This window comes from Pseudomonas sp. Hz4, from assembly GCF_054898165.1.
In genome coordinates this window covers 5,284,298-5,310,487 of record NZ_CM142719.1, presented here as the reverse complement: position 1 = coordinate 5,310,487, position 26,190 = coordinate 5,284,298, and the positions used below count along the sequence as shown (strand labels likewise).

Below are 26,190 nucleotides of genomic sequence, written 5' to 3'. Positions count from 1 at the left end.
CTCGCTGTAAAAGCGGAACCATAGGCGGCCGTGACCGCAGCAACGGATATGTACACAATCAAAACCCGGTCGGCTCTCAGGCCGCCATCCATTTTCTTAAATGAACAGCATTACCCGATTGAAGGGTTTTTTTACCCGTCACTTGCGGGCTTTAACGATCACGAACTTGGGTGTGGCCGCCACTTGCTCGACGCCGCGGAACAACCGCGCGAGCTTGCTGTGATAACCCAGATGACGGTTGCCGACGATGTATAGCGAGCCGCCTACCACCAGAGCCTCTCGGGCTTGCTGGAACATGCGCCAGGCCAGGAAGTCGCCGACGACTTGTTGCTGATGAAACGGTGGATTGCACAGCACCACGTCCAGGGACTGAGGTTCCTGACCCGCCAAACCATCGTCGGCACGTACAGCCACTTCCCGGTCACCCAGCGCCGCACGCCAGTTTTCGGCGGCCGATTGCACGGCCATGAACGACTCGTCCACCATGGTGTAATGGGCATCAGGGTTTTGTAGGGCGCTGGCGATGGCCAAAACCCCGTTACCGCAACCGAGGTCGGCGACCCTTGCCGAGCCGAGGTTCTTTGGCAGGTGCGGCAAAAACGCTCGCGTGCCGATATCCAGCCCTTCGCGGCAGAACACATTGGCGTGATTGAGCAGTTCGATCTCAGGTGTATCGAGTCGATAACGGGTCGGGTAGGGGGACACGACGGGCGCTTTGACGTCAGCGGTCGCGATCAAAAGCCGAGCCTTCTTCACCGCCAACGACGCTTGCACCGGGCCGATGTAGCGTTCCAGCAGATCGCCCGCGGCTCGGGGTAAATGCTTGATCATCGCGGCAGCAATCACCTGAGCACCCGGCGCGAGTTGCTCCTGCAAACGAATCAATTGCTCTTCCAGCAAGGCGAGGGTTTTCGGGACCCGGATCAGTACCCGGTCAAAGGGGCCTGAAATGGCTTCGCTGGCCGGTACGCTTGGCACCGCATCAAACGCCTGGCCGTTACGGACCAGATTCTTTTCCAGCCCCTGAAAGGCCAGGAAGGAGTCGCCGCTGCTGGTCACTTGAACCTTGCCGACCAGACTGGCGGCCAATGCGCCAAAACTGTCGTTGAGTACCAGAACCCGAGTGTCGGCCGAGGGCTGTTGGTCAGCCAGATGATTGAGCAGGTATTCGTCTGCGGCATCAAACGCCTGCAGCGGTTCGTTCTGCTGGTCGGGCTGGCGGATCAGGTCAAGTCGAGCGAAGGGTGTTTCGAGCAAGGGCATGAGGCGGGCTCTGGATAATCAACAGGGGTCATCAACGGGTGTCCCGCGCCCCGGGGGCGTTGTAGCGGGCGAGACCGTCCGAGTGTACTGCGTCGTGAAGGTTCACACGTCATCACTCAAGAAAGACCGCAAATGGTACGTTTTTTTCTTTTGGATTACTTGTAGGTTTTTTGGGTCAACGTATCGCGCTGGTGTTGAGGAAGCCTTCCTTGGTGGCGGCGAGCACTGCCGAAATCTTGTTAAAGACCCCCAGTTTCAGAATCGCGCTTTGCACATGGAAATTGACCGTGCGTGCACTGAGGTTGAGGATTATCGCACTCTCATACGCAGTCTTACCCACAGCCGCCAGTTTCAATACATCGATTTCGCGGGGGGTCAAATGCGGTGCGCAGGGCTTTGCAGATTTCTTGGGCAGTGTCTGCGTGATCAACGCATGAAGATGGCGCCCGATGAACACTGAAAAACCGAGATTTTCGTACAGCTCAAACGCAGTGATCGGGCAATGGCTTCTGGCCAGGCTCAGAATGCTGCAATGATCGCTTTCCTCGTCATGGATGGATTGTGACCAGCCGTGCTGCAATCCTTGTTTTTCGAGCGCGTCCCATAACCACGGAGTTTTGGAAAACAGTTCTTCACTCCAAAGAACAGGCAATCTGGAGCGATTGCAATGAGCCACTACTGGATCTATCGCGCTGAATTTTTTTTGTTCATATTCAATGTTCCAGTCTGTAGGGTAGTTGTTGAGCTGAACAGTATTAAACTGGTCAGCTTTTGTTTGGTATGTTGTTGAAAAGGCGAAAAATTTAAAGCCTATATTTTTCGCGAATCCAAGTGAAATCCGGTAGGCGGTATCAATCTCCGTTGCACGCGATAATTGGTTGAGTTGTGATTCCTTCCACCTCTCCATCTTGTCTCTCCATTTGTGAAATTGCCTGGGGGGGGGTATTGGATCCAATCCGGCACGAAGCGAGTGTAGGATGATTCCTACATAAGTGTTGAGAATTTTTCGCGTTGCTTGCGTTTGTTAAACAAGTTTCTGGTTCTAACGTTTAGCGGCACGGGGATGGATAGCAGGTTGTCGCGGCTTCATATCATTGGCTTTGTAATTTTGAGTTAACTGAGCGGTTAGTATTAAATCGTTTATATGAGGTTATTGAGAGTGAGCGTACTTGGTTAAAGCCACTACAAATCATCGGTGTTTAAGCCAGCCGCTTTGCGGGACACTGTAGCTATCTGTTGAATGGAGCGCCCCATGACCGCCAGTGCAGAAAAGTTCACTCGTCAGACCTTGCTCGACGTCCAGCCGCTGACCCCCAGCCTGTTCACCCTGCGCACCACCCGGGATCCGGGTTTTCGTTTTCGTGCCGGGCAATTCGCCCGGTTGGGCGTTACCAAGGCTGACGGCAGCACGGTATGGCGCGCCTATTCCATGGTGTCGTCGCCCTATGACGAATTCCTCGAATTCTTTTCCATTGTGGTGCCGGAGGGGGAGTTCACCAGTGAGCTGAGTCGGCTGGGCGTCGGCGATACGCTACTGGTCGAACGCCAGGCCTTTGGCTATCTGACGCTCGATCGCTTTGTCGACGGCCGTGATCTCTGGCTGTTATCCACAGGCACCGGTCTGGCGCCGTTTCTGTCGATCCTGCAGGACTTCGAGGTTTGGGAGAAATTCGAACGAATCATCTTGGTCTACAGCGTGCGCGAAGCCGGGGAGCTGGCGTATCAGGAGCTCATCAGCGGGTTGGCGCAGCGCGACTATTTAGCGGAGTTTGCTCACAAGCTGCAGTTCATCACTACCGTCACTCGCGAGCAGCATCCTGGGGCCCTGAGTGGCCGGATTACGACGCTGATCGAAAATGGCGAGCTGGAGCAGACGGCAGGTGTGGTGCTGACGGCCGAGCATTCGCGGATCATGCTCTGCGGCAATCCGCAGATGATCGATGACACGCGCAAGTTGCTCAAACAGCGCCACATGCACTTGAGCCTCAGCCGACGGCCCGGGCAAGTGGCGGTGGAAAACTACTGGTAAAAAAAGCGGCGCCTCAAGGGCGCCGATTCTTGTTTCACAAAAGCGTTCAGGGCCGATTGTTCTGGGCCTTGAGCAGATCGCGGATCTCTTCCAACAGCACCTCTTCTTTGGTCGGAACCGGCGGTAGCGTTGGCGCAACGGCCTCTTCGCGTTTCAGACGGTTGATGGCTTTGACGCCCATGAAGATCGCGAAGGCGACGATGATGAAGTCAATCATGCTCTGGATGAATTTACCGTACGCCACCATTACCGCCGGGATATCGCCGTTGGCGGCCTTGAGCGTGATGGCCAGGTCACTGAAATCCACCCCTCCGATCAGCAGGCCGAGGGGTGGCATCACCACATCGCCGACAAACGATGAAACGATTTTGCCGAAGGCGGCACCGATGATGATGCCGACGGCCATGTCGACCACGTTACCTTTGACCGCGAAGGCCTTGAACTCAGTTATCACGCCCATAGGTTATTTCCTTGTTACAGATGAGGTTGGTGGGCGCAGTGTAAATCAGCAAAACGGGTCTTGCTCGAAACACCTTCTTACAATGCTCGTTGTTATCGACACATTTGTCGGTAATTAGTTTGCAAAGTGGCATCAATCGCGCGCGAAATACGCGTTAACCAGCTGATTATCCACATAAAATTCTAAATCATAGCGTTACGTTCTTTCTATTTATGTTCTGCGGCTTCGCCCTCTAACCTCTGAAAAGCGCACTTGGATTGCGCCTTAAAAAACAGAGGAACCTGAAATGAATTCGACCATTGGCCTCGGGGCTTTTTCACATCGGCGCACCCTTGGCGTTTTGACCGCCAGTCTGCTGTCCTTCTCCGTCAACGCAGCAACCCTGACGCGCGATAACGGTGCCGCGGTGGGCGACAATCAGAACTCGCAAACCGCTGGCGCGACTGGCCCAGTGTTGCTGCAAGACGTGCAATTGATCCAGAAGCTCCAGCGCTTTGACCGTGAACGCATTCCTGAGCGAGTAGTGCATGCCCGCGGCACCGGCGCCCATGGCACCTTCAGCGTGATTGACGACCTCAGCGATCTGACCAAGGCCAAGGTATTCGCTGCTGGCCAGAACACTCCGGTGTTTGTACGCTTTTCGGCGGTGGTCCACGGCAACCATTCGCCGGAAACCCTGCGTGATCCTCGCGGTTTCGCCACCAAGTTCTACACTGCGGACGGCAATTGGGACCTGGTCGGCAACAATTTCCCGACTTTCTTCATCCGTGACGCCATCAAGTTTCCGGACATGGTCCATGCCTTCAAGCCTGACCCGCGTACCAACCTCGACGACGACGCCCGTCGTTTCGATTTCTTCTCGCATGTTCCGGAAGCGACTCGTACCCTGACCGAGTTGTACTCTAACTCCGGTACGCCGGCCAGTTATCGGGAAATGGATGGTAATGGTGTTCACGCCTATAAGTTAATTAGCGCCAAGGGTGACGTTCACTACGTGAAGTTCCACTGGAAAAGTTTGCAGGGAATTAATAATCTAGATCCGAAAGCGGTGACCAAGGTTCAAGGTAAAGACTACAGTCATATGACAAACGACTTGGTGGCTCATATTAATAAAGGTGACTTTCCGAAGTGGGATTTGTACGTCCAGGTTTTAAATCCTCAGGATTTGTACAAGTCTGATTTCGATCCATTGGACGCGACCAAGATTTGGCCCGGCGTTCCAGAGCGAAAAGTTGGACAGATGGTCTTGAACCGTAATCCTGCGAATGTCTTCCAGGAAACGGAACAAGTTGCCATGGCGCCGACCAATCTTGTTCCCGGTATCGAACCTTCGGAAGACCGATTGTTGCAGGGTAGAGTGTTCTCTTATGCCGATACGCAACTGTATCGCCTGGGGGCCAATGCGATGCAGTTGCCGATCAATGCTCCAAAGATTGCGGTAAACAACGGCAATCAGGACGGCGCAATGAACATCGGCCACAGCAGCACTGGGGTGAATTACCAGCCAAGCCGTTTGCTGCCTCGTGAAGAGCTGCAAACCGCACGCTACAGCCAATCGGCGCTGTCGGGCAGCACGCAGCAGGCGAAGATTCAGCGTGAACAAAACTTCAAGCAAGCCGGCGATCTGTATCGCTCCTTCAGCAAGAAAGAACGCAAGGACCTGATTGAGAGCTTCGGTGGTTCGCTGGTCACCAGCGATGATGAGAGCAAACACATCATGCTGTCCTTCCTCTATAAGGCCGACCCGGAGTACGGGACCGGGGTGACCAAGGTTGCCATGGGGGATCTGAGCCGGGTCAAGGCGCTGGCGGCCAAACTGGTCGACTGATTTTTCAACCTGAAGCGGGGCCTCATGCGAGGTCCCGTCTGGCCAGGGAGCCTTGTCATGCGTTTCTATCTGTCTTTTTTTCTGGTGTGTCTGCCGTTCGGCGTGTTCGCCGGGCCGGCCACGCAAATCACGAAAGATCCTGCTGCGCTGAAAGCCCAATTGCAGGACTACTACTTCGATGCTGCCCGTCGCGGCGATGTGCCGATGCTCGAGACCTTCATCGAGGCTGGATACTCCCTCGATACTCGCGATAGCAAAGGTTACACCGCACTGATTCTGGCGGCTTATCACGGGCAGAGTGCGGCAGTGGACCAATTGCTCGCTGCCAGGGCGGACGCTTGTGCTCAGGACCTGCGTGGCAACACGGCGCTAATGGGCGCGATTTTCAAGGGCGAAGTACAGATTGCTCGAACCTTGTTAGCGGCCAATTGCAGCCCCGATCAACGTAATGGCGCCGGGCAGACCGCAGCGATGTACGCCGGATTGTTCAAGCGATTTGAGTTGCTCGACGCGCTCAAAGCCAAGGGGGCGGACCTTTACGCCGAGGATCCGCTGGGCAACAGCGCCGCGCGTCTGGCCAGCGGTCAAATCCGCAACGCGGCGCCGCGCTGATCCGCTCCAGCTGAGCTATCATCGCGTTTTTTTGCCGGGAGTTCAGATGGCCAAGGCCAAGCGCATGTACGGCTGCACCGAGTGCGGCTCAACCTTCCCCAAGTGGGCTGGCCAGTGCGGCGAGTGTGGGGCCTGGAACACGCTGACCGAAACCATGGTGGAGAGTGGTGGTGCCGCAGCACCCAGCGGTCGCACCGGTTGGACCGGCCAGCAGGCACAGATCAGGACCCTGGCTGAAGTCAGCGTCGAAGAAATCCCGCGTTTTTCCACGGCCTCCAGCGAGCTCGATCGGGTGCTGGGCGGTGGTCTGGTAGACGGCTCGGTGGTGCTGATCGGCGGTGATCCCGGCATCGGCAAATCGACCATTCTGCTGCAAACCTTGTGCAACCTCGCCAAAGTCATGCCGGCCCTGTACGTCACCGGCGAAGAATCCCAGCAGCAAGTGGCCATGCGCGCCCGCCGTCTCGGCTTGCCTCAGGATCAACTGCGGGTGATGACCGAAACCTGCATCGAAACCATCATCGCCACCGCCCGGCAGGAAAAACCCAAGGTGATGGTGATCGATTCGATCCAGACGATCTTCACCGAGCAGCTGCAATCTGCACCGGGCGGCGTGTCGCAGGTTCGGGAAAGTGCGGCGTTGCTGGTGCGCTATGCCAAGCAGAGCGGCACAGCGATTTTCCTGGTCGGCCACGTGACCAAAGAAGGCGCATTGGCGGGGCCGCGAGTGCTGGAGCACATGGTTGATACCGTGCTGTATTTCGAAGGCGAGTCCGATGGGCGTTTGCGTCTGCTGCGGGCGGTGAAGAACCGTTTCGGCGCGGTGAACGAGCTGGGTGTGTTCGGCATGACCGACAAGGGCCTGAAAGAAGTCTCTAATCCGTCGGCGATTTTTCTCACCCGTGCGCAGGAAGAAGTGCCGGGCAGTGTGGTCATGGCAACGTGGGAAGGCACGCGGCCGATGTTGGTCGAGGTGCAGGCATTGGTCGATGACAGTCATCTGGCCAACCCGCGTCGGGTCACCCTGGGGCTGGATCAGAACCGCTTGGCCATGTTGCTGGCGGTATTGCACCGTCACGGCGGCATTCCGACCCACGATCAGGACGTGTTTCTCAATGTGGTTGGCGGGGTGAAGGTGCTGGAAACAGCATCCGACCTGGCGCTGATGGCAGCGGTCATGTCCAGTTTGCGCAACCGGCCACTGCCCCATGATCTACTGGTGTTCGGCGAAGTCGGGCTTTCCGGCGAGGTACGCCCGGTGCCAAGTGGCCAGGAACGCTTGAAAGAAGCCGCTAAACACGGCTTCAAACGCGCCATCGTGCCCAAGGGCAATGCGCCGAAAGAAGCGCCGCCGGGGTTGCAGATTATTGCCGTAACCCGGCTGGAACAGGCGTTGGACGCGTTGTTCGAATAAGTCCTGTGGGAGCGAGCTTGCTCGCGATAGCGGAGCTCGCTCCCCCATCTATTTGGCATGGCGCCGGTATTCAGATTTCGATCAGGGCGCCCAGTTCGCGTTCCAGTTCCTCGGGATCCCCCAGGTTGAACTCAATCAACCGCCGCAGGCGTTCGATGGATTCCAGGCTGATGTGTTTGCAGACAAATCCGAGCTGGCCATGGTCATCGTGGGTCAACATCACATCCATCTTGATCTCGACGTCTTCGTTGAGATGAATATCGACCAGGAAATGCCACTCCCGATTACCCAGCCAAGGCTCGGGCTTCTCGATCAACAGTCCCTTGAGCGACAGGTCAATCAGCTTCACCGGCCAGATGAACTCCCCCTGGCTCAGCTCGGTTCGGGCATCGAACGCAATACGTTTGAAGCGGCGGCGATCGGCAGGGTGCTCGCTCATGGCGCAATCCTCGAAAAGGTTCGCTGACTATAGACCCGCATTGGCAAAACCTGCCAGCCAAGACAGTGTCTGGATCAATGTCGGGGGTATGGCCTTTGCCGTCAGGCGAGCTAAACTCGGGATGGCTGTCTTTCTTGTCCACCCTGGCTGGAATCATAAAATGAAAAACAATAATAGCCTGCTACGCCACTTACCCTGGCTGCTGCTGGCAATCGTAGGTGCGTGCGCCCTTGGTGTGGTGGCATTGCGCCGAGGTGAGGCGATCAACGCCTTGTGGATTGTGGTCGCTGCCGTGGCCATTTATCTGGTTGCCTATCGTTACTACAGCCTGTTCATCGCCAACAAGGTGATGCAACTCGACCCCAATCGTGCCACCCCCGCCGTACTCAACAATGATGGTCTGGACTACGTCCCCACCAACAAACACATCCTCTTCGGTCACCACTTTGCAGCCATCGCTGGCGCGGGGCCGCTGGTCGGTCCGGTCCTGGCGGCGCAGATGGGTTATTTGCCCGGTACGCTGTGGCTGATTGCCGGCGTGGTGCTGGCCGGTGCCGTTCAGGACTTCATGGTCCTGTTCATGTCCACCCGCCGCAACGGCCGTTCCCTCGGCGACATGGTTCGTGAAGAAATGGGCCGCATCCCCGGCACCATCGCGCTGTTTGGCTGCTTCCTGATCATGGTCATCATCCTCGCGGTGCTGGCGCTGATCGTCGTGAAAGCCCTGGCTGAAAGCCCTTGGGGGATTTTCACGGTCATGGCGACCATCCCGATCGCGATGTTCATGGGCATCTACATGCGCTACATCCGTCCGGGCCGCATCGGTGAAATCTCGGTGATTGGCGTATTGCTGTTGCTGGGTTCGATCTGGCTGGGCGGGCAAGTGGCTGCCGATCCGGTATGGGCCAAAGCGTTCACCTTCACCGGCATCCAGATCACCTGGATGCTGATCGGCTACGGTTTTGTTGCCGCAGTGTTGCCGATCTGGCTGATTCTGGCACCGCGTGATTACCTGTCCACGTTTCTCAAAATCGGCACCATCGTGGCGTTGGCGATCGGCATCCTGATCACCATGCCTGACTTGAAAATGCCGGCGCTGACCCAGTTCATCGACGGCACCGGGCCGGTGTGGAAGGGCGGTCTGTTCCCGTTCCTGTTTATTACCATCGCCTGTGGCGCGGTCTCGGGTTTTCACTCGCTGATTGCTTCGGGTACCACACCGAAAATGTTGGATAACGAAGTCAACGCCCGTTACATCGGTTACGGCGGCATGCTGATGGAATCCTTCGTCGCCATCATGGCCATGGTTGCCGCGTCGGTGATCGAGCCAGGCGTGTACTTCGCCATGAACAGCCCGGCGGCCATCGTCGGCAGTGACGTGGTTTCGGTCGCGCAGATGGTCAGCAGCTGGGGCTTTGCAATTACGCCGGAAGCGCTGCAGGCGGTGGCCAAGGACATCGGTGAAACCACCATCCTGGCCCGTGCCGGCGGTGCGCCGACCCTGGCGGTCGGTATCGCGCAGATCCTGCACAGTGTCCTGCCGGGTGAAAACACCATGGCGTTCTGGTACCACTTCGCGATCCTGTTCGAAGCGTTGTTCATCCTGACCGCCGTCGACGCCGGTACCCGTGCCGGCCGTTTCATGCTGCAGGACTTGCTCGGTTCCTTCGTGCCGGCGCTGAAACGCACCGAATCCTGGACCGCCAACCTGATCGCGACTGCTGGTTGCGTGGCGATGTGGGGTTGGTTGCTGTACCAGGGCGTGATTGATCCGTTGGGTGGCATCAACACCTTGTGGCCGCTGTTCGGTATATCCAACCAGATGCTCGCCGGTATCGCACTGATGTTGGCAACCGTTGTGCTGATCAAAATGAAACGCCAACGCTATGTCTGGGTCACCATGCTGCCCGCGGTGTGGTTGCTGATCTGCACCACCACCGCCGGTTTCATCAAGCTGTTCGATGCCAACCCGGCGATCGGCTTCCTGTCGCTGGCCAAGAAGTACAGTGACGCGCTGGCCAACGGTCAGATCCTCGCCCCGGCCAAGGACATCACCCAGATGCAGCACGTGATCTTCAATGCTTACACCAACGCAACGCTGACGGCGCTGTTCCTGTTCGTGGTATTCAGTATCCTGTTCTATGCGCTGAAGGTCGGTATCGCCGCCTGGGGCACCAAAGAACGTACGGATAAAGAATCGCCATTCCAGGCTCTGCCGGACGCTTGATCGAGGATTGCAGCATGTTCAATGACCTGAGTCGCCTCGGTAAATACCTCGGTCAGGCCGCGCGCCTGATGGTCGGGATGCCCGACTACGACAATTACGTCGAGCATATGCAAACCAAACACCCGGACAAACCGGTGATGAGCTACGAGATGTTCTTCCGGGAACGCCAAGAAGCTCGTTACGGTGGCAAGGGTGGGCCGAAGTGCTGTTGAACCTCTAACGGCGTGTTATCAGATGTGATGTGGAGCGGTTTTTTGTGGGAGCGAGCTTGCTCGCGATGCAGGCAACTCGGTTTATCGTTAAAACCGTGGTGATGCCATCGCGAGCAAGCTCGCTCCCACAGGACCGCTCCCATTTTTTTGTGTATTAGAAGGAGATCCAGTTTGTCCTCTCCCATTCCCGTCACGATCCTCAGTGGCTTCCTTGGCGCGGGAAAAACTACGCTGTTGCGCCACCTGCTCAAAGCCGAACACGGCCTGAAAATCGCCGTGATCGAGAACGAATTCAGCGACGCCGGAATCGATACCCAACTGCTGGGCGACGAACCGGTTCAAGTGATGACGCTGTCCAACGGATGCGTCTGCTGCACCATCCACACTGACCTGACCAAGGCTCTGTACTTGCTGCTCGAGCGCCTGGACAGCGGCGAAATCGTCTTCGACCGCCTGGTGATCGAATGCACCGGCCTGGCCGACCCGGCACCGGTGGCGCAAACGTTCTTCATCGATGAAGAGCTGCGCGAGCGTTACATCCTCGACGGCATCATCACCCTCGTCGACGCGGCGCACGCTGACACTCATCTGACTCAAACCATCGCCCAGGCGCAGATCGGTTTCGCCGACCGCTTACTGGTGAGCAAGCGCGATCTGGTGGACGAGGCGACGTTCAACGCCCTCAGCGAGCGGCTGACCCGGATCAACCGTCGCGCACCGATTCGCGTGGTCGAGCACGGCAAGATTGACCTGGCCGAATTGCTTGATGTGCGCGGTTTCAATCTCAATGCTGACCTCGGCGGCGTCAGCCTGCGCCCGGTCAACAAAGCGCCGTCCATCGACCGTATTTCCAGCCTGGTGCTGCGCACCGACAAGCCACTGGATATCGACAAACTCAGCGAGTTCATGAACGAACTGCTGGAAGACCATGGCAAGCAATTGCTGCGCTACAAAGGCGTGTTGAACATCCAGGGTGAGCCGCGGCGCATGGTGTTTCAGGGCGTATTGAAGTTATACGGATTCGATTGGGACACCGAATGGGCGGACGATGAACCGCGCGAAAGCGTGATCGTGTTCATCGCCGATGATTTGCCGGAAGAGAAAATCCGTGACGGGTTTGCGCGGGTAGCGGCTGGCTAAAACACCGTTGGCGTCAGGGATGACGCCATCGCGGGCAAGCCCGCTCCCACAGGGTCCGTGGTGGACACAGGAGCCGGTAACTCCAAAGATCACTGTGTGAAAATCGATAAATTGGCATGACCGGCCTGGCGATCGCACCAATCAGGAATTCAATGCCACACCTTTTTTTAGAATACTCAAAGCAAAAGTTACCTTTGATTGTTCTTCGGTTTCGGCGAGGTATATATAACGCGAACCTCTTATTCTGGATCCTCCAACATATTTTTTTTCCCCTGACTTGATTGAGATGGGTAGATGGGGCGCGGAAATGTCGTCAAGCGTAATGACGTTGTTGCGATGGTCGGTGAGGGTAAATATTGTAGGGTCAGTCGTGTCGGGATCTTTCGCGCCAAGAAGATCCAATGCGCCTGCGCATATTATCTTGTTGTGATAGATGCCTTTATTGTTGATGGAAATAATATAGCCGTCATCCGTATGTCCAAAATGCAGCTTTAAGGATTCGATGGTTTTGCCTTGGCCTTTCGGGCGCATGCCGAGCAGGCTAGAGTGATCACTGGTCTGGGGTGCTCCGGCGAAAAATCCTCCGCTGAACAAGGTCACTGTGACCATGATGGGTTCGCCGTACAGCACCTCAAGAACGTTTACATCGTGGTCAATCATCCTGAGTTTGGCGGTAAACGATTTTTCAATATTGATGTTCATAAACAATCCTTTGTTTTTTATGGGGTAGTTAAATATCGCAGGATTGATGTTAGATTTTTTTAGTTGCCGTGTAGTGCTGCATTTGTTGCAAGGTTTGAAGGGTGAAAGTGTAACTGTATTAGAGGTGAACGTTTCGGCTGTTGTTATGTTGTGGCGATAATCAGCGCAAAAAAATGCCCACATCGTTTGATGTAGGCATTTTTTATCGATCAACTGATTACAGTCTTTCGCCCGGCTTATTAAGCGCCGTACACCGGCAGCTTCTTGCAGATGACTTTGACTTTCTCGCGAACGGCGTCGATCACCGCTTCGTTGGAAAGGTCAGCCAGGATGTCGCAGATCCAGCCGGCCAGCTCTTTGCACTCTGCTTCCTTGAAGCCACGAGTGGTCACGGCCGGAGTGCCGAAGCGCAGGCCGGATGTGACGAACGGGGAGCGTGGATCGTTTGGCACGGAGTTCTTGTTCACGGTGATGAAAGCCTTGCCCAGAGCGGCGTCGGCGTCTTTACCGGAGATTTCCTGCTTGATCAGCGACAGCAGGAACAGGTGGTTTTCAGTACCGCCCGATACCACGTCGAAACCGCGCTCGATGAACACGCCGGCCATGGCCTTGGCGTTCTTCACCACTTGTTGCTGGTAAGTCTTGAACTCAGGCTGCAGCGCTTCCTTGAAGCAGATCGCTTTGGCGGCGATCACGTGCTCCAGCGGGCCACCCTGGGCGCCCGGGAATACCGCGGAGTTCAGCTTCTTCTCGATGTCGGCGTTGGCGCGAGCCAGGATCAAACCGCCACGTGGACCGCGCAGGGTCTTGTGCGTGGTGGTGGTCACGACGTCAGCGAACGGCACCGGGTTCGGGTAGACGCCAGCGGCGACCAGACCGGCCACGTGGGCCATGTCGACGAACAGGTAGGCGCCGACTTTGTCAGCGATCTCGCGGAAACGCGGGAAGTCCAGGATCTGCGAGTAAGCAGAGAAACCGGCCACGATCATTTTTGGCTTGTGCTCAACGGCCAGACGCTCGACTTCGTCGTAGTCGATCAGGCCGTTGCCGTCGATGCCGTACTGAACGGCGTTGTACAGCTTGCCTGAGGAGGAAACGCTGGCGCCGTGGGTCAGGTGACCGCCATGAGCCAGGCTCATGCCCAGGAGGGTGTCGCCCGCTTGCAGCAGAGCCAGGTAAACGGCGCTGTTGGCTTGCGAACCGGCGTGCGGCTGAACGTTGGCGTAATCGGCGCCAAACAGTTCTTTTGCACGATCGATGGCCAGTTGCTCGACCACGTCGACAAACTCGCAACCACCGTAGTAGCGCTTGCCTGGGTAGCCTTCGGCGTACTTGTTGGTCAATACCGAGCCTTGAGCTTCCATCACCGCAGGGCTGGTGTAGTTTTCCGAAGCGATCAGCTCAATGTGATCTTCCTGGCGCTGAGCTTCTTGCTCCATGGCGGCAAAAAGATCGGCGTCGTACTTGGCAATAGTCAAATCACGGCTGAACATGGCGGTCCTCAAGGATCGGGGCAGAAAAGGGGGGCATTCTAACCCAATGGGTTTTAGATGGCATATGAAAGGACATCATGTCGCAGACAAGTGGCGTTCATGCTGGGATCAGCGGTGATCGTGTCCCGCGGTGATAGGTGATCGTTCCCACGAACGATCAAAGGTCTCAGTCAAACATGAACAACGCATCATTGCTGAACTGCGCTTCAAACCGGCTCGCCGGCATCGGCCGCCCGAACAGATACCCCTGAACCTCATCGCAACCATGCTCACGCAGGAAGTCGAGCTGCTCGTGGGTTTCCACGCCCTCGGCGATGACCGCTAGATTGAGGCTGTGGGCCATGGCGATGATCGCGCGGGCAATCTGCGCATCCTGCTCACCCGACGGCAGGCCATCAACGAAGGTGCGGTCGATTTTCAGCACATCGATCGGGAACTGCTTGAGGTAGTTCAGCGATGAGTAGCCGGTGCCGAAGTCGTCGACCGCAATGCTCAGGCCGAGATTTTTCAGCCCGGCGAGAATCTGCATCGCTTCGCTGACTTCACGCATCAGGATACTTTCGGTCAGTTCCAGCTCCAGGCACGCCGGCGGCAGGCCGGTTTCCATGAGGATGGTGGCGATCCGCGTCCCGAGTTGGCCGTCGGAGAATTGCCGGGCCGAAATGTTCACCGACACCTTGGGCACCCGGACCTTGGCCTGATGCCAGGTCTTGAGCTGACGGCAGGCCTCGCTGATCACCCAGTCGCCGACATCCACCACCAGACCGAGCTCTTCGAGCACCGGGATGAAGTCTCCCGGCGGCACCAGACCGCGTCGTGGATGGCGCCAGCGCAGCAAGGCTTCGGCGCCGGTCAGGCGTTTGCCATCGCCGCTGAACTGCGGTTGGTAGTAGAGGACGAATTCGTTCTGCTCCAGGGCGTGACGCAAGTCGCTTTCCAGCTCCAGACGCTCCAGGGCGCTGGCGTTCATGTCGGCCTGATAGAACTGGAAATTGTTCTTGCCACGCTCCTTGGCGTGATACATCGCGGTGTCGGCGTTTTTCATCAATTGGCTGAGTTCGTTGCCGTCCTGAGGGCTCAGGGCGATCCCGATACTGGCGGTGACGAAGAACTCGCGACCTTCGAGCACGAACGGTTTTACCAGGCTGGCGAGAATCTGTTCGGCCACATGAATCGCCCGGTTCAAGGCGAGTTCACGGGTGGGCCGCGGTTGCAGCAGCAAGGTGAATTCATCCCCACCCATGCGCGCCACGGTGTCGTCATCGTCGACACAACCGAGCAGGCGCGTGGCCATTTCCTTGAGCATGCGATCGCCGGCGGCGTGGCCCAGGGAGTCGTTGATCGGTTTGAAACGATCCAGGTCGAGGAACATCAGCACTACCCAGGACTTCTGCCGTTCGGCTGATTGCAGCGCGGTGTGCAGGCGATCCTGGAACAGCGTGCGGTTCGGCAGATGGGTCAGGGCGTCGTAATAGGCCAGGCGGTGAATCCGCTGCTCACTGGCCTTGCGCTCACTGATGTCGCTGAAGAAGCACACGTAGCTGGCTAGATCGCCTTCGTCATCCAGCACCGCCGTAATCCCGACCCAGGCCGGGTAATGCTCGCCATTGCGTCGTTTGAGCCAGACTTCGCCTTCCCACGTGCTGTGCTGATGCAGCTGCTTGAGCACGTAACGCAGATGGGATTCCTGCTCCTCATCGACCGTCAGCATGTTCGGCAACTGGTCGAGCACCTGCTCCACCGCATAGCCGCTGACGCGACTGAAGGCTTCGTTGGCCTGGACGATGTAACCGGCCGGGTCGGTGATCAGGATCGCCGAGGTCGAGTGCTCAAATACTGTCGCGGCCATGCGCAGGTCTTTTTCGGCCCGGCGCTGCTGGCTGATGTCGCGACCGACGCCCAGCACGCCTTCGAATGCACCGCGTTCGTCCCAGACCAGCACCAGCCGCAGTTCGATGGGAATCTTGCGCCCGTCGGCCCGCAGGCAGTCGAACAAAAACAGTTGGGTCTGCACTTGACTGCGCAACAGCGCCAGTTGGTCGGGCTTGTTCAGCGCTTTGCTGACCCGGTCCATCAGGTTGTAAATGCCGGTCAGTTGTTGCGGGTTGGCGATGGTCGATTGCCAGCCGTTCTGGAAAATCCAGTCGGCGTCGTAGCCCAGTACGGCTTGCACCGACGGGCTGACGTAGTTGAGCGCCATCTTGCTGTCGGTTGAGAAAATCACGTCGCTGATGCTCTCGGCGAGCATCCGGTAACGCTGCTCGCTGTCGCGCAGGGACTCACTGGCTTCGATCTGTTCGGTGATGTCCTTGGCCACGCCGATGATCCGCGTGACCTGATCGTGCTTGTCCCGCGCCAGCGCCTGTTCGCGGATATCGAAACGCCGCCATTGACCGTCCCGGTGGCGAAAGCGCAGTTGGCATTGCAGCAATTGCCTGTAGCCGGCCTGCCGCTGGATTTGGCGCGAGCGGTGGTAGAAGTCGGCATCTTCGGGATGCAGGAGGATTTCCCAGAAATACTCGCCCATCTGGTGCAGTTCGGTACGGTTGTAACCGAGCGTCTGGCCCAGGTGGTGGTTGCTGAAAATCATTCGCAGGCTGATCACGTCTTGCACGTACAGATGATCCGGCACGGTGCGCACCACGTCGGACCAGAATCCTTCACGCTCCAGCAGCGACAGTTCGACGAGCTTGCGGCTGGTGATGTCCGTGATGCTCAGGATCACCGCTTTATAGTCGTCCAGGTCTTCCGGCAACCGCAGAACCAGCCACAAGTGCTGGTCGCGGCCATTGGCGTCCTGCAGTTTGATTTCCAGTTCAAGCTGTCTCTGCTGGTTGAGCACCGCTTCGAGCACTTGATTGCCGATGGCGGTGCCGTCCTGCGAATTGCCGTCGATCAGCAGTTTCCAGGCTTGATCGCAAGCGTTGACGTTGAGCAGTTGCAGGGCGACCAGGTTGACCTCGGTGATGCGCAGTTCCTGCAGCAGGTGCTGGCGTTGTTGCGGCGTTTCGAGCCAGGCCTTCAGTTGTTCGCTGCTGTGCAACTGAGCCTTGTCGAAGAGGCTTTTAAGCCCGGACACGTCGAGCACACACAGGGCGACGCCGGTGCCTTCGAAAATATCCTGATAGCGTCGACGGCCTTCGTGGACTTGGCGCTGGCGGCGGCGCATCTTCAGCAGGGCGATGAACGGCAGCAGGGAAAAGGCCAGGCCCAGAAGGCATTTGCCGATGAACGCCGGCAACAGGTGTTCGATCATCCGTTGCCGGTCGAACAGCCCGCGCATTTGCCAGTCGCTGCTGCTCAGGGGCACTGTCAGCACGCTGTTGGCCAGTTCATCCGGTGTCATCACCGCCGGTGTGGCCGAGGGTTGCCCATCGTCGCGGCTGATGATCTGATGATTGACGCGGTTTTCCACCACCCATAGCGGGCGAATACCGGCTTCGATTGGTTTGGTCAGCGACGAGAAAAATGTCGGCCTCAGGCGCAGGACCCAGTAGCCGCGAGTGCTACCGCTGGCTTGATGCAGCAGCAAATGCACCACCGAACCGTCATTGGCGTTGCTGAAATAATGGGCCTGGGCGTGACTGCGCCGGACCAGTTCGCTCAGGTAGTCGGTATCGTCGCTGTCGTCGGCACTGTCGCTGAGGACTTTACCGGAAGGGCTGAGCAACGCGAGACTGCGCAGGTCGGGCAATGCCTTTTGCAGCTTGCGCAGCAGCGCCTGCAGTTCGTCGGCGCTTTGCGGTTGTTCGACAATCGGTAGCAGGTTGAGGGCGATCTGGGCGTTAAGCGCCATGTTCAGGCTGACTTGCGAGGCCAGATCGGCGGTGTAATCGATGGCGTACTGACGCTGGTGTTTTTGGGTATCGCGAAGCTGATCCAGCAACTGCCAGAACAGCAGCGCGAGCAGCAACAAGACGAGCGTCGCCAGCGCGCCCTTCAACGATCCACGCAGGGGTGAACCGGTCGCAGGATTGAGTGCGCTCACGGACGATGAGGGAGTGACATTAGACAAACTGTAATCCTGCGGTTTGGCTGGACTGGCGCGACGTGCACTATAAGCCGGACGCCCGAAGGGCGGCTAGCATGCCTTGAGTTGTGGCAAAGTGCCAGTCCCGCTCGGCTGGACTGCCTTCTGTCAATCAGGTAGCTTTGCCGGTTAAGCGGGAGCGTTCCAGCTCCTAGACTCAGGCTTTTTTAGCGCGCACGCATTGATACCCATCAATCGGACGACGCGCACGGCCTGGCCGGGCATCGCCCGCGCCCCACTCATTCATCGTTCACTGACCCTAGGTTCTCCATGGCTCAATACGTATTCACCATGCATCGGCTGGGTAAAGTTGTTCCGCCGAAGCGGGAAATCCTGAAAAACATTTCTCTGTCCTTCTTCCCGGGCGCCAAGATTGGCGTACTCGGCCTTAACGGTTCGGGTAAATCCACGCTGTTGAAAATCATGGCAGGCGTCGACACCGAGTTCGACGGCGAAGCTCGTCCGATGCCGGACCTGAACATCGGCTACCTGCCGCAAGAACCGATCCTGGACCCGACCAAGACTGTGCGTGAAGTGGTCGAGGAAGCGGTCAGCGTGATCAAGAACGCCCAGGCGCGCCTGGACGAGGTCTACGCGGCTTACGCTGATGAGGACGCCGACTTCGACAAACTGGCCGCTGAACAAGCCAAACTCGAAGCCATCCTGCAGGCCAGCGACGGTCACAACCTGGATCGCCAACTGGAAGTCGCCGCCGATGCGTTGCGCCTGCCAGCGTGGGATGCCAAGGTCGAATTCCTGTCCGGTGGTGAAAAGCGTCGTGTGGCCCTGTGCCGCCTGCTGCTGTCCGCCCCCGACATGCTGCTGCTCGACGAACCGACCAACCACCTGGACGCCGATTCCGTCGCCTGGCTGGAGCATTTCCTCCACGATTTCCCGGGTACCGTGGTAGCGATCACGCACGACCGTTACTTCCTGGACAACGTCGCCGGCTGGATCCTCGAGCTCGACCGCGGCGCCGGTATCCCGTACGAGGGCAATTATTCGGGCTGGCTTGAAGCCAAGTCCAATCGTCTGGCTGCCGAATCCAAGCAGCAGTCGGCCCATGAAAAAGCCATGAAGGAAGAGCTGGAGTGGGTGCGCAAAGGCGCCAAGGCCCGCCAGTCCAAATCCAAGGCTCGTCTGCAACGCTTCGAAGAAATGCAATCGCAGGAATTCCAGAAGCGCAGCGAAACCAACGAGATCTACATCCCGGCCGGTCCGCGCCTGGGCGACAAGGTCATTGAATTCAAGAACGTCTCCAAGGGCTATGGCGATCGCGTGTTGATCGACAACCTGTCGTTCTCCATGCCTAAAGGCGCCATCGTTGGCGTGATCGGCGGTAACGGTGCCGGTAAATCGACCCTGTTCCGCATGCTGATGGGCAAGGAAACTCCGGATTCTGGCAGCATCGAAGTCGGCGAAACCGTGCAACTGGCATGCGTCGATCAGAGCCGCGAAGACCTGGACGGCAGCAAGACTGTATTCCAGCAAATCTCCGACGGTTCCGACCAGATCCGCATTGGCAACTACGAGATCCCGTCGCGCACCTACGTCGGCCGCTTCAACTTCAAGGGCGGCGATCAACAGAAGTTCGTCAAGGACCTGTCCGGTGGTGAGCGCGGTCGCTTGCACCTGGCCCTGACCTTGAAAGAGGGCGGCAACGTCCTGCTGCTCGACGAACCGTCCAACGACCTCGACGTTGAAACCCTGCGTTCCCTGGAAGAAGCCCTGCTGGACTTCCCGGGCGCTGCCATTGTGATCTCTCACGATCGGTGGTTCCTTGACCGCGTCGCGACTCACATCCTGGCGTACGAAGACGACTCGCAAGCGGTGTTCTTCGAAGGCAACTACACCGAGTACGAAGCCGATCGGCGCAAACGTCTTGGCGAAGCCGCTGCCCAGCCGCATCGTGTACGGCACAAAAAACTGGCCTGATTTCAGGTTGGCGCATGAAAAAAACGGAGCCTCGGGCTCCGTTTTTTTATGGGTGTTTTTCAGGTAGACCGCGTCGCGAAGGCGGCCTAAAGGTCACCCGATTTCTATGCCCAACACCTCAATCAACAAATCCCCCGCCGGCCGTTTCCACAGCACTTCATCCCCGACCTGCGCGCCCAGCAACGCCCGCCCCAGCGGCGAGCCCCAGTTGATCAACCCGCTCGCGGCATCCGCCTGATCCTCGCCCACCAACTGCACGCGTTGTTCGTTGCCCTGTTCATCGGCAAAGGTCACCCAGGCCCCCATCTGCACTTTGTGGGTCGAGGAGGCCGGTACGACTAACTGAGCGCTTTGCAGGCGTTGATTGAAATACCGCCAGTCGCGCTCAAGGTCGGCCTGACGCTGTTTGTCCGCCAGTTCACCCCTCGAACTCTGTTCATTGAGCAGGTTTTGCACCTCGGCGACTTTCGCCTGAAGCTGCGTAAGCCCCGTGGGCGTGACGTAATTGGGCTGCGCACTGACCTGCCGTTCGACTGGCTGATCGGCTTGCGCGGCGACGTTATCTTCATTGACGAAAGCGCGACTCATGGTTTTCTCCCGTTATAGGGTTTGGGCCATGGTCGCAGGCTTTTAGTTTCGAGGGATGTCTGTCAGCGACTCATTGCGAGCGATAGGCACGGGCGGCGTCTTGATCTTTGTGCTGTTGCCAGGCTTTGTCCCGGTCGTCCCAATGGTGGCGGCGATACTCGTCGCGATCCTCGCTTTCGCGCATGGCCTGGCACTGGCGGAAGCCATCGCTCCAGCCCTCGGCGTACTGCTTGTCCTTGAGGTAACGCGAGACGTTTTTGCGAAACTCACCCGTGATTGCGCCAGCGGCTTGCCGGCCACTGCTGCACCCGTCATCGAAGCCATCGGCGAACGCTGGTGGATAGCCCTTGGCGATCAGATCCTCGTGGGTCGTCTGGCAACCCGCGATCAACATCAGCAAACCCACCACACCCACGCAACGCCACATCTCAGACTCCCAAGCCGTCAACGGCCTATATGAGAAGTCTAGGAGTGGATTCGTGAGCGGGATGTGAAAGAAAGATCAAAAGATCAGTAGTGATACCACTTCACCTCAAGCATTACTTCGTTCTCGGGCGAAGCCAGGTGGCTGAATTCGCGCTGGGCACTCAGGCGCACACCCAGGTTGCGCGACAATTCCCACTGCTGAGTCAGACTCACGCTACGGCGCACTTCGCCATTGGTGAAGTAATCACCTTTGGCCTCCAGGCTGAAGTTGCCCAGCGGGTTGTCCCACAGCAGGCCCGTATTGAAACCCGCCGCCGGAGCGATAAAAGCGGCGAAGTCATTGTTGTGCTCCACGCGCACCGTGCCCAAGGCAAAGCCGAGCATGTCGTCGCCCAGTTGCCAGGTACCGCCGCCACCGCCATTGACGTGGCTGACCAGGGTTTCGTCATCATGTTTGCCGGGCACTCGCTCCAGGCCGCCGGTGACCTGCCATGAGAGCGGTTGCAGCAACTCATTGCGCGGGGTCAGGGAACGGATGGTCGCCAGGTCCAATTGCTGCAACTGCCAGTGATTGCCTTCGTACTGGCGCAGTTTCATTTGCAGGATTTCGATCTGTGCACCGAGGGGGAAACTATCGGCGTTGTCGTTGAGATCGTGATACGCCATGCGCAGGCCATATTCGCCAAAAGCCTTGTCGCCCCGAGTGCCGATGCCGGCCTGCCAGGTTCGCGATTCATGGCCATCCTCGGGCAGGCCGGGTTGCGGGATGTCCAGTTCCGGTGCCGGGTTCTGGTTGATCGCCCGCAGCAGTTCGAAACTGCGCTGCGCCCGTTGCGGGTCACGTTCCTGACCGTTGGCGCGGTAGCGCTCCAGGCGATAGGCCGCGTCGATGATCAGCGCCTGACGCTCGCGTGGTTGAGCCTTGAACGCCGGCGCCTGCAACTGCTTCTGGTCTGCGCTGACGTTCAGCACCCAATCCTGTTCTTCATCGGTCAACGGCTCGGCGCGGCTCAGCAGTTCACGTTCGCGAGACGGTCGATACTGAATGGATTCCACCAGCCCGGCTTCTTTCACCGCTTTCACGGTGTCCGTAGGAATCGCGGTCAGCGGGAATTGTTCGGTCAAACGCAGGCTCGGGCGGGCCACTTGCAGCAGTTCCAGCAGGCGATAGGAGCAGTTTTCGTCGAAGAAGAAATAGTCGAACTGGATCTGTTTCAGTTCCCAGACGTGCTCGACCATGCGCTCGGTTTCTGCCTGGGTCAGGTTCAGGCGGTATTCCCACAGATCGCGGTTCTCCAGACTGCGGTATTCCGAGAGCTTTTCCTGATAAGGCACCAGCGCGAACAAACCAGGATAGCCGCCCATCAAGCCTTTCCAGGCATACAGGATGCTGTTGTCGGAACCTTCAATGTACGCGCCGAAGTTGATCGCATAACTGAGCAGGGCGGTTTGATCGCTCTGCACATTGGCCTGGTCGATGCGCAGCAGCGTGTGGCCGAACATCGATGACGGGCTGTTCAGATAGGCCGCCGGGAAAATCATCACCGCACTGTGAGGCGAAACATCCTTGAACCATTGCTTGAATTCAGTGCAGGGAAGCTTCGGCAGATCGCTCAGGTTGAGCTGTGCCTTCAGCCAGCGGGTGCGCGCGGGGTAGACGCATTGCGCATGTTTTTCGCCGGCACTGGCCGGGGCGTACAGCGCTTGCACGGTCGCCGCCAGCTCACGGTCAGGGTGTTCATTGCCGTCGGTGGCGAGGAAGAATTTCTTGTCGCTGACATAGCTGCGCCAGCCGCCGAGTTTGGCGGTTTCGTAATGGCCCAGGGAAATCCAGAAGGGGTCGTTGGCCAGTTGCTGCAAACGTTGATTGTCTATGTGAGGCGCGGCGGTCAGCGGGGCGCAGACACAGAGCGCCAGCCAGGCAAGGCGTTTGAGCATAGTGGGCTACTTAAACTCGAAGAATACAAAGACCAAAAAGGGTCAGGTCCAAAAAATAAAACCCGTTCCCCGAAAGGAACGGGCGGGTCGAGCTTAAGCTTGAGTAGCGTACTTAGCCAGACGAGGATCGTTCTTCAGAACGGCCAGGGTGTTGGTATGCACGTCGTCAGCGGTCACGTCAGCCTTGCTGAAGATCTGCTGGAAGTGCTCATGAGTGACGGCGGCGAAGTGCGCACGGTCTTCCGGCGCCACGCCCATTACCACGGCGTAAGTGGTCAGCGCTTCGCCCTGACCCTTAGCCATGTCTTCGGACAGCTCGTTCATCATGCCATTCATGGCAATCCAGGATTTGCCGCCGTAGGTCAGCGACGCATTAGTCGAGCAACCGTTGGTACCAGAAGTCATACCAAATGTTGCGTTGCCGGAAGTGCCGTTGGTGGTGGATGCCAGGAAGTGAGCCGGGGTGCCACGCTGACCTTCGAACAGCATGTTGCCCCAACCGCAATCCGGGCCGCCTGGCGCCTGAGCCATGGCGTTGAGGGATACAGCGGTGAAGAGAGTACCGAGAAGAATCCGTTTCATAGCTTTGTTCTCTTATGTGCATACCAATGGACAAGGGGTCTGGCCCGATCTGGCGCCAGTGGGCCGGTTATTGTTCCAGCCGCGCAATTTGGAGTTTAGGCACGTTCCTGAGGTTCCGTTATTTTTTGCATAACATTCGTTGAAAACATTGATTTAAACCCGGCCCGCTTAGCGATGCCGCTTTGTCTATGCTTTGGCTAGAGGCGCGCCTTGCAAGTAAGGTATGGGCAGCGCCAGAATGCCGCTATCTGCCCCGCCTGATGTAAGGAAGCCCGATGCCTGATCCTGTAGCTGCCAGCTTGCGTTTAGCGCCCGACGCGCTGACCCGTCCGTTTTCCGCTGAACAGTTCAGCTTCTCTACCACCAATGATTTGGAGCCCTTCCGCGGTGTGCTTGGCCAGGAACGTGCGGTCGAAGCCTTGCAGTTCGGTGTGGCCATGCCACGCCCCGGTTACAACGTCTTCGTCATGGGTGAGCCCGGCACTGGCCGGTTCTCGTTCGTCAAACGCTACCTGAAAGCCGAAGGCAAACGCCTGCAGACTCCGGCGGACTGGGTCTATGTCAACAATTTCGATGATCCTCGCGAACCTCGCACTCTGGAATTGCCCTCGGGCACTGCCGGTGCCTTTATCGATGACATCAACGGCTTGATCGACAACCTGCTGGCGATTTTTCCGGCGGTGTTCGAGCACCCGTCCTACCAGCAGAAGAAAAGCGCCATCGACCGCGCCTTCAATCAGCGCTATGACCGCGCGCTGGATGTGATCGAGCGCCTGGCGCTGGAAAAGGAAGTTGCGCTGTACCGCGACAGCACCAATATCGCCTTCACCCCGATGAGCGAAGGCAAGGCTGTGGACGAAGCCGAATTTGCCCAATTGCCGGAAGCCGATCGCGAACGTTTTCACGACGACATTGCGTGGCTGGAAGAGCGGCTGAACGAAGAGCTCGCCAGCCTGCCGCAGTGGAAGCGTGAGTCGAGCAATCAAATGCGTCAGCTCAACGAAGAAACCATCACCCTGGCCTTGCAGCCATTGCTCGCACCGCTGTCGGAAAAGTACGCGGAAAACGCCGGTGTCTGCGGTTACCTGCAAGCGATGCAGGTGTACCTGCTCAAGACGGTGGTCGAGCAACTGGTGGACGACAGCAAAACTGACGCCGTCGCCCGCAAGCTGCTGGAAGAGCAATACGCGCCGAGCCTGGTGGTCGGTCATCCGTTCAGCGGTGGTGCGCCAGTGGTCTTCGAGCCACACCCGACTTACGAAAACCTGTTCGGCCGCATCGAGTACACCACCGATCAGGGTGCGCTCTACACCACGTATCGCCAGTTGCGTCCGGGTGCGCTGCACCGCGCCAATGGCGGTTTCCTGATCCTCGAAGCAGAGAAAATGCTCAGCGAACCGTTCGTATGGGATGCGCTCAAGCGCGCCTTGCAATCGCGCAAGCTGAAAATGGAATCGCCGCTGGGCGAGATGGGCCGTTTCGCCACCGTGACCCTGACTCCGCAACATATCCCGTTGCAGGTCAAAGTCGTCATCATCGGTGCCCGCCAGCTCTATTACACGCTGCAAGACCTCGATCCGGACTTCCAGGAGATGTTCCGCGTCCTGGTGGACTTCGACGAAGACATCCCGATGGTTGACGAAAGCCTCGAGCAGTTCGCCCAGTTGCTCAAAACCCGCACCTCCGAAGAAGGCATGGCGCCGCTGACCGCTGATGCGGTGGCGCGTCTGGCGACTTACAGTGCTCGCCTGGCTGAGCACCAGGGGCGCTTGTCGGCGCGGATCGGTGATCTGTTCCAACTGGTCAGCGAGGCGGATTTCATTCGCCAACTGGCCGGTGATGAAATGACCGACGCCGGGCACATCGAACGTGCGCTCAAGGCCAAGGCCACGCGCACCGGGCGCGTCTCGGCGCGGATTCTTGATGACATGCTGGCGGGAATCATCCTGATCGACACGGATGGCGCGGCGGTGGGTAAATGTAACGGGCTGACAGTGCTGGAGGTCGGCGACTCGGCGTTTGGTGTGCCGGCGCGGATTTCCGCCACGGTGTATCCGGGCGGTAGCGGCATCGTCGACATCGAACGCGAGGTCAACCTCGGCCAGCCCATTCACTCCAAAGGCGTGATGATCCTCACCGGGTATCTGGGCAGCCGTTACGCCCAGGAATTCCCGCTGGCGATTTCCGCGAGTATCGCCCTGGAGCAGTCCTACGGTTACGTCGATGGCGACAGTGCGTCGCTGGGCGAGGCTTGCACCTTGATTTCGGCCTTGTCGAAAACCCCGCTCAAGCAGTGTTTTGCGATCACCGGCTCGATCAACCAGTTCGGTGAAGTGCAGGCGGTGGGTGGGGTCAACGAGAAGATCGAAGGCTTCTTCCGACTCTGCGAAGCGCGCGGGTTGACCGGGGAGCAAGGGGCGATCATTCCTCAGGCCAACGTTGCCACGCTGATGCTCGACGAGAAAGTGCTGGCGGCGGTGCGCGCGGGGCAGTTCCACGTCTACGCCGTGCGCCAGGCCGATGAGGCGCTGAGCCTGTTGGTTGGCGAGCCGGCCGGTGCGCCAGACGCCGATGGCCAGTTCCCTGAAGGCAGCGTTAACGCGCGGGTGGTAGAACGCCTGCGGGTCATCGCAGAAATGATCAGCGAAGAAGACCTCAAGGAAGCCGAAAAAGAAGCTGCGCAGGAGGCACTGGTCGAGGCTAAACCGGCCTAAACGGTGGTCGTTCCCACGCGGAGCGTGGGAACGATCAGTGCCATCGCTCTGGCGTCAATATTCACACAATGACCATTCGGCGCCTTTCGGTCTCACCTGACGTACAAGTCAAACTTTTCTTCTATTCTCAGCTCAAGGATATCGACAGTAATCACTGG

General features: G+C 58.0%; 20 protein-coding genes. 9 read left to right on the top strand and 11 right to left on the bottom strand.

Translation table 11 applies throughout. The annotated features are described in order from the left end of the window. Positions 1-138: 138 nt before the first annotated feature. Together ACYZTR_RS24440 and ACYZTR_RS24435 are read right to left on the bottom strand one after the other, a co-directional pair. Positions 139-1,263, bottom strand: coding sequence for a methyltransferase (locus tag ACYZTR_RS24440; protein WP_461974534.1), 1,125 nt, complete (start codon positions 1,261-1,263; stop codon positions 139-141). Positions 1,264-1,438: 175 nt separating this feature from the next. Further along, positions 1,439-2,170: a helix-turn-helix transcriptional regulator gene (locus ACYZTR_RS24435; protein WP_461974532.1), complete on the bottom strand. Its 732-nt coding sequence runs from the start codon at positions 2,168-2,170 to the stop codon at positions 1,439-1,441. A 345-nt stretch (positions 2,171-2,515) separates the two neighbouring features. Between ACYZTR_RS24435 and ACYZTR_RS24430 the strand changes: the two genes are divergently transcribed. Then, positions 2,516-3,292: a ferredoxin--NADP reductase gene (locus ACYZTR_RS24430; protein WP_461974530.1), complete on the top strand. Its 777-nt coding sequence runs from the start codon at positions 2,516-2,518 to the stop codon at positions 3,290-3,292. A gap of 46 nt (positions 3,293-3,338) precedes the next feature. Here the strand turns inward: ACYZTR_RS24430 and mscL are convergent, their stop codons facing one another. Then, complete coding sequence (mscL, locus tag ACYZTR_RS24425; RefSeq protein WP_461974528.1) at positions 3,339-3,752, bottom strand: large-conductance mechanosensitive channel protein MscL; 414 nt, start codon at positions 3,750-3,752, stop codon at positions 3,339-3,341. 286 nt (positions 3,753-4,038) lie between these two features. Between mscL and ACYZTR_RS24420 the strand changes: the two genes are divergently transcribed. The 3 genes from ACYZTR_RS24420 to radA are packed head-to-tail and all read left to right on the top strand — an operon-like array spanning position 4,039 to position 7,606. Continuing rightward, positions 4,039-5,580 (top strand): catalase, encoded by a 1,542-nt coding sequence (locus tag ACYZTR_RS24420; protein ID WP_461974526.1) that lies wholly within the window; start codon positions 4,039-4,041, stop codon positions 5,578-5,580. A gap of 57 nt (positions 5,581-5,637) precedes the next feature. Further along, positions 5,638-6,192, top strand: coding sequence for an ankyrin repeat domain-containing protein (locus tag ACYZTR_RS24415; protein WP_461974524.1), 555 nt, complete (start codon positions 5,638-5,640; stop codon positions 6,190-6,192). A gap of 46 nt (positions 6,193-6,238) precedes the next feature. Further along, positions 6,239-7,606 carry a DNA repair protein RadA gene (radA, locus tag ACYZTR_RS24410; RefSeq protein WP_033054257.1) on the top strand — a complete coding sequence of 456 codons (1,368 nt, stop codon included), beginning with the start codon at positions 6,239-6,241 and terminating at the stop codon, positions 7,604-7,606. Positions 7,607-7,676: 70 nt separating this feature from the next. Here the strand turns inward: radA and ACYZTR_RS24405 are convergent, their stop codons facing one another. Then, positions 7,677-8,045 (bottom strand): PilZ domain-containing protein, encoded by a 369-nt coding sequence (locus tag ACYZTR_RS24405; RefSeq protein ID WP_461974522.1) that lies wholly within the window; start codon positions 8,043-8,045, stop codon positions 7,677-7,679. A 160-nt stretch (positions 8,046-8,205) separates the two neighbouring features. Here ACYZTR_RS24405 and ACYZTR_RS24400 point away from each other — a divergent pair, with 160 nt between their 5' ends. The 3 genes from ACYZTR_RS24400 to yjiA all read left to right on the top strand — a co-directional run bounded on the left by ACYZTR_RS24400 (position 8,206) and on the right by yjiA (position 11,624). After that, positions 8,206-10,272, top strand: a complete 2,067-nt coding sequence (locus ACYZTR_RS24400) for a carbon starvation CstA family protein (protein WP_461974520.1) — start codon at positions 8,206-8,208, stop codon at positions 10,270-10,272. A gap of 14 nt (positions 10,273-10,286) precedes the next feature. Beyond that, positions 10,287-10,484 carry a YbdD/YjiX family protein gene (locus ACYZTR_RS24395; protein ID WP_007895266.1) on the top strand — a complete coding sequence of 66 codons (198 nt, stop codon included), beginning with the start codon at positions 10,287-10,289 and terminating at the stop codon, positions 10,482-10,484. A gap of 171 nt (positions 10,485-10,655) precedes the next feature. Then, positions 10,656-11,624, top strand: coding sequence for a GTPase (gene yjiA / locus ACYZTR_RS24390; RefSeq protein WP_461974518.1), 969 nt, complete (start codon positions 10,656-10,658; stop codon positions 11,622-11,624). A gap of 141 nt (positions 11,625-11,765) precedes the next feature. Here the strand turns inward: yjiA and ACYZTR_RS24385 are convergent, their stop codons facing one another. The 3 genes from ACYZTR_RS24385 to ACYZTR_RS24375 form a co-directional block, all read right to left on the bottom strand. Further along, the gene (locus ACYZTR_RS24385) at positions 11,766-12,326 is read right to left on the bottom strand and encodes a hypothetical protein (RefSeq protein ID WP_461974516.1); all 561 of its coding nucleotides are present in this window, start codon (positions 12,324-12,326) and stop codon (positions 11,766-11,768) included. 239 nt (positions 12,327-12,565) lie between these two features. Then, positions 12,566-13,819: a serine hydroxymethyltransferase gene (gene glyA, locus ACYZTR_RS24380; RefSeq protein WP_461974514.1), complete on the bottom strand. Its 1,254-nt coding sequence runs from the start codon at positions 13,817-13,819 to the stop codon at positions 12,566-12,568. Positions 13,820-13,985: 166 nt separating this feature from the next. Continuing rightward, on the bottom strand, positions 13,986-17,834 hold the full coding sequence (locus ACYZTR_RS24375; protein ID WP_461974511.1) for a sensor domain-containing protein: 3,849 nt from the start codon (positions 17,832-17,834) through the stop codon (positions 13,986-13,988). A 285-nt stretch (positions 17,835-18,119) separates the two neighbouring features. Here ACYZTR_RS24375 and ettA point away from each other — a divergent pair, with 285 nt between their 5' ends. After that, positions 18,120-19,784 carry an energy-dependent translational throttle protein EttA gene (gene ettA, locus ACYZTR_RS24370; protein ID WP_461974509.1) on the top strand — a complete coding sequence of 555 codons (1,665 nt, stop codon included), beginning with the start codon at positions 18,120-18,122 and terminating at the stop codon, positions 19,782-19,784. Positions 19,785-19,877: 93 nt separating this feature from the next. Here ettA and ACYZTR_RS24365 read toward each other — a convergent pair whose 3' ends face one another. The 4 genes from ACYZTR_RS24365 to ACYZTR_RS24350 all read right to left on the bottom strand — a co-directional run bounded on the left by ACYZTR_RS24365 (position 19,878) and on the right by ACYZTR_RS24350 (position 23,318). Beyond that, positions 19,878-20,372 carry a GreA/GreB family elongation factor gene (locus ACYZTR_RS24365; RefSeq protein WP_461974507.1) on the bottom strand — a complete coding sequence of 165 codons (495 nt, stop codon included), beginning with the start codon at positions 20,370-20,372 and terminating at the stop codon, positions 19,878-19,880. 70 nt (positions 20,373-20,442) lie between these two features. Beyond that, positions 20,443-20,799, bottom strand: coding sequence for a hypothetical protein (locus tag ACYZTR_RS24360; protein WP_461974505.1), 357 nt, complete (start codon positions 20,797-20,799; stop codon positions 20,443-20,445). Positions 20,800-20,882: 83 nt separating this feature from the next. Beyond that, positions 20,883-22,736 carry an Lnb N-terminal periplasmic domain-containing protein gene (locus ACYZTR_RS24355; RefSeq protein ID WP_461974503.1) on the bottom strand — a complete coding sequence of 618 codons (1,854 nt, stop codon included), beginning with the start codon at positions 22,734-22,736 and terminating at the stop codon, positions 20,883-20,885. 93 nt (positions 22,737-22,829) lie between these two features. After that, a complete protein-coding gene (locus ACYZTR_RS24350) occupies positions 22,830-23,318 on the bottom strand; it encodes a DUF3015 domain-containing protein (RefSeq protein WP_461974501.1) in 489 nt (162 codons plus the stop codon). 275 nt (positions 23,319-23,593) lie between these two features. Between ACYZTR_RS24350 and ACYZTR_RS24345 the strand changes: the two genes are divergently transcribed. Next, the gene (locus ACYZTR_RS24345) at positions 23,594-26,032 is read left to right on the top strand and encodes a Lon protease family protein (RefSeq protein ID WP_461974499.1); all 2,439 of its coding nucleotides are present in this window, start codon (positions 23,594-23,596) and stop codon (positions 26,030-26,032) included. Positions 26,033-26,190 lie beyond the last annotated feature (158 nt).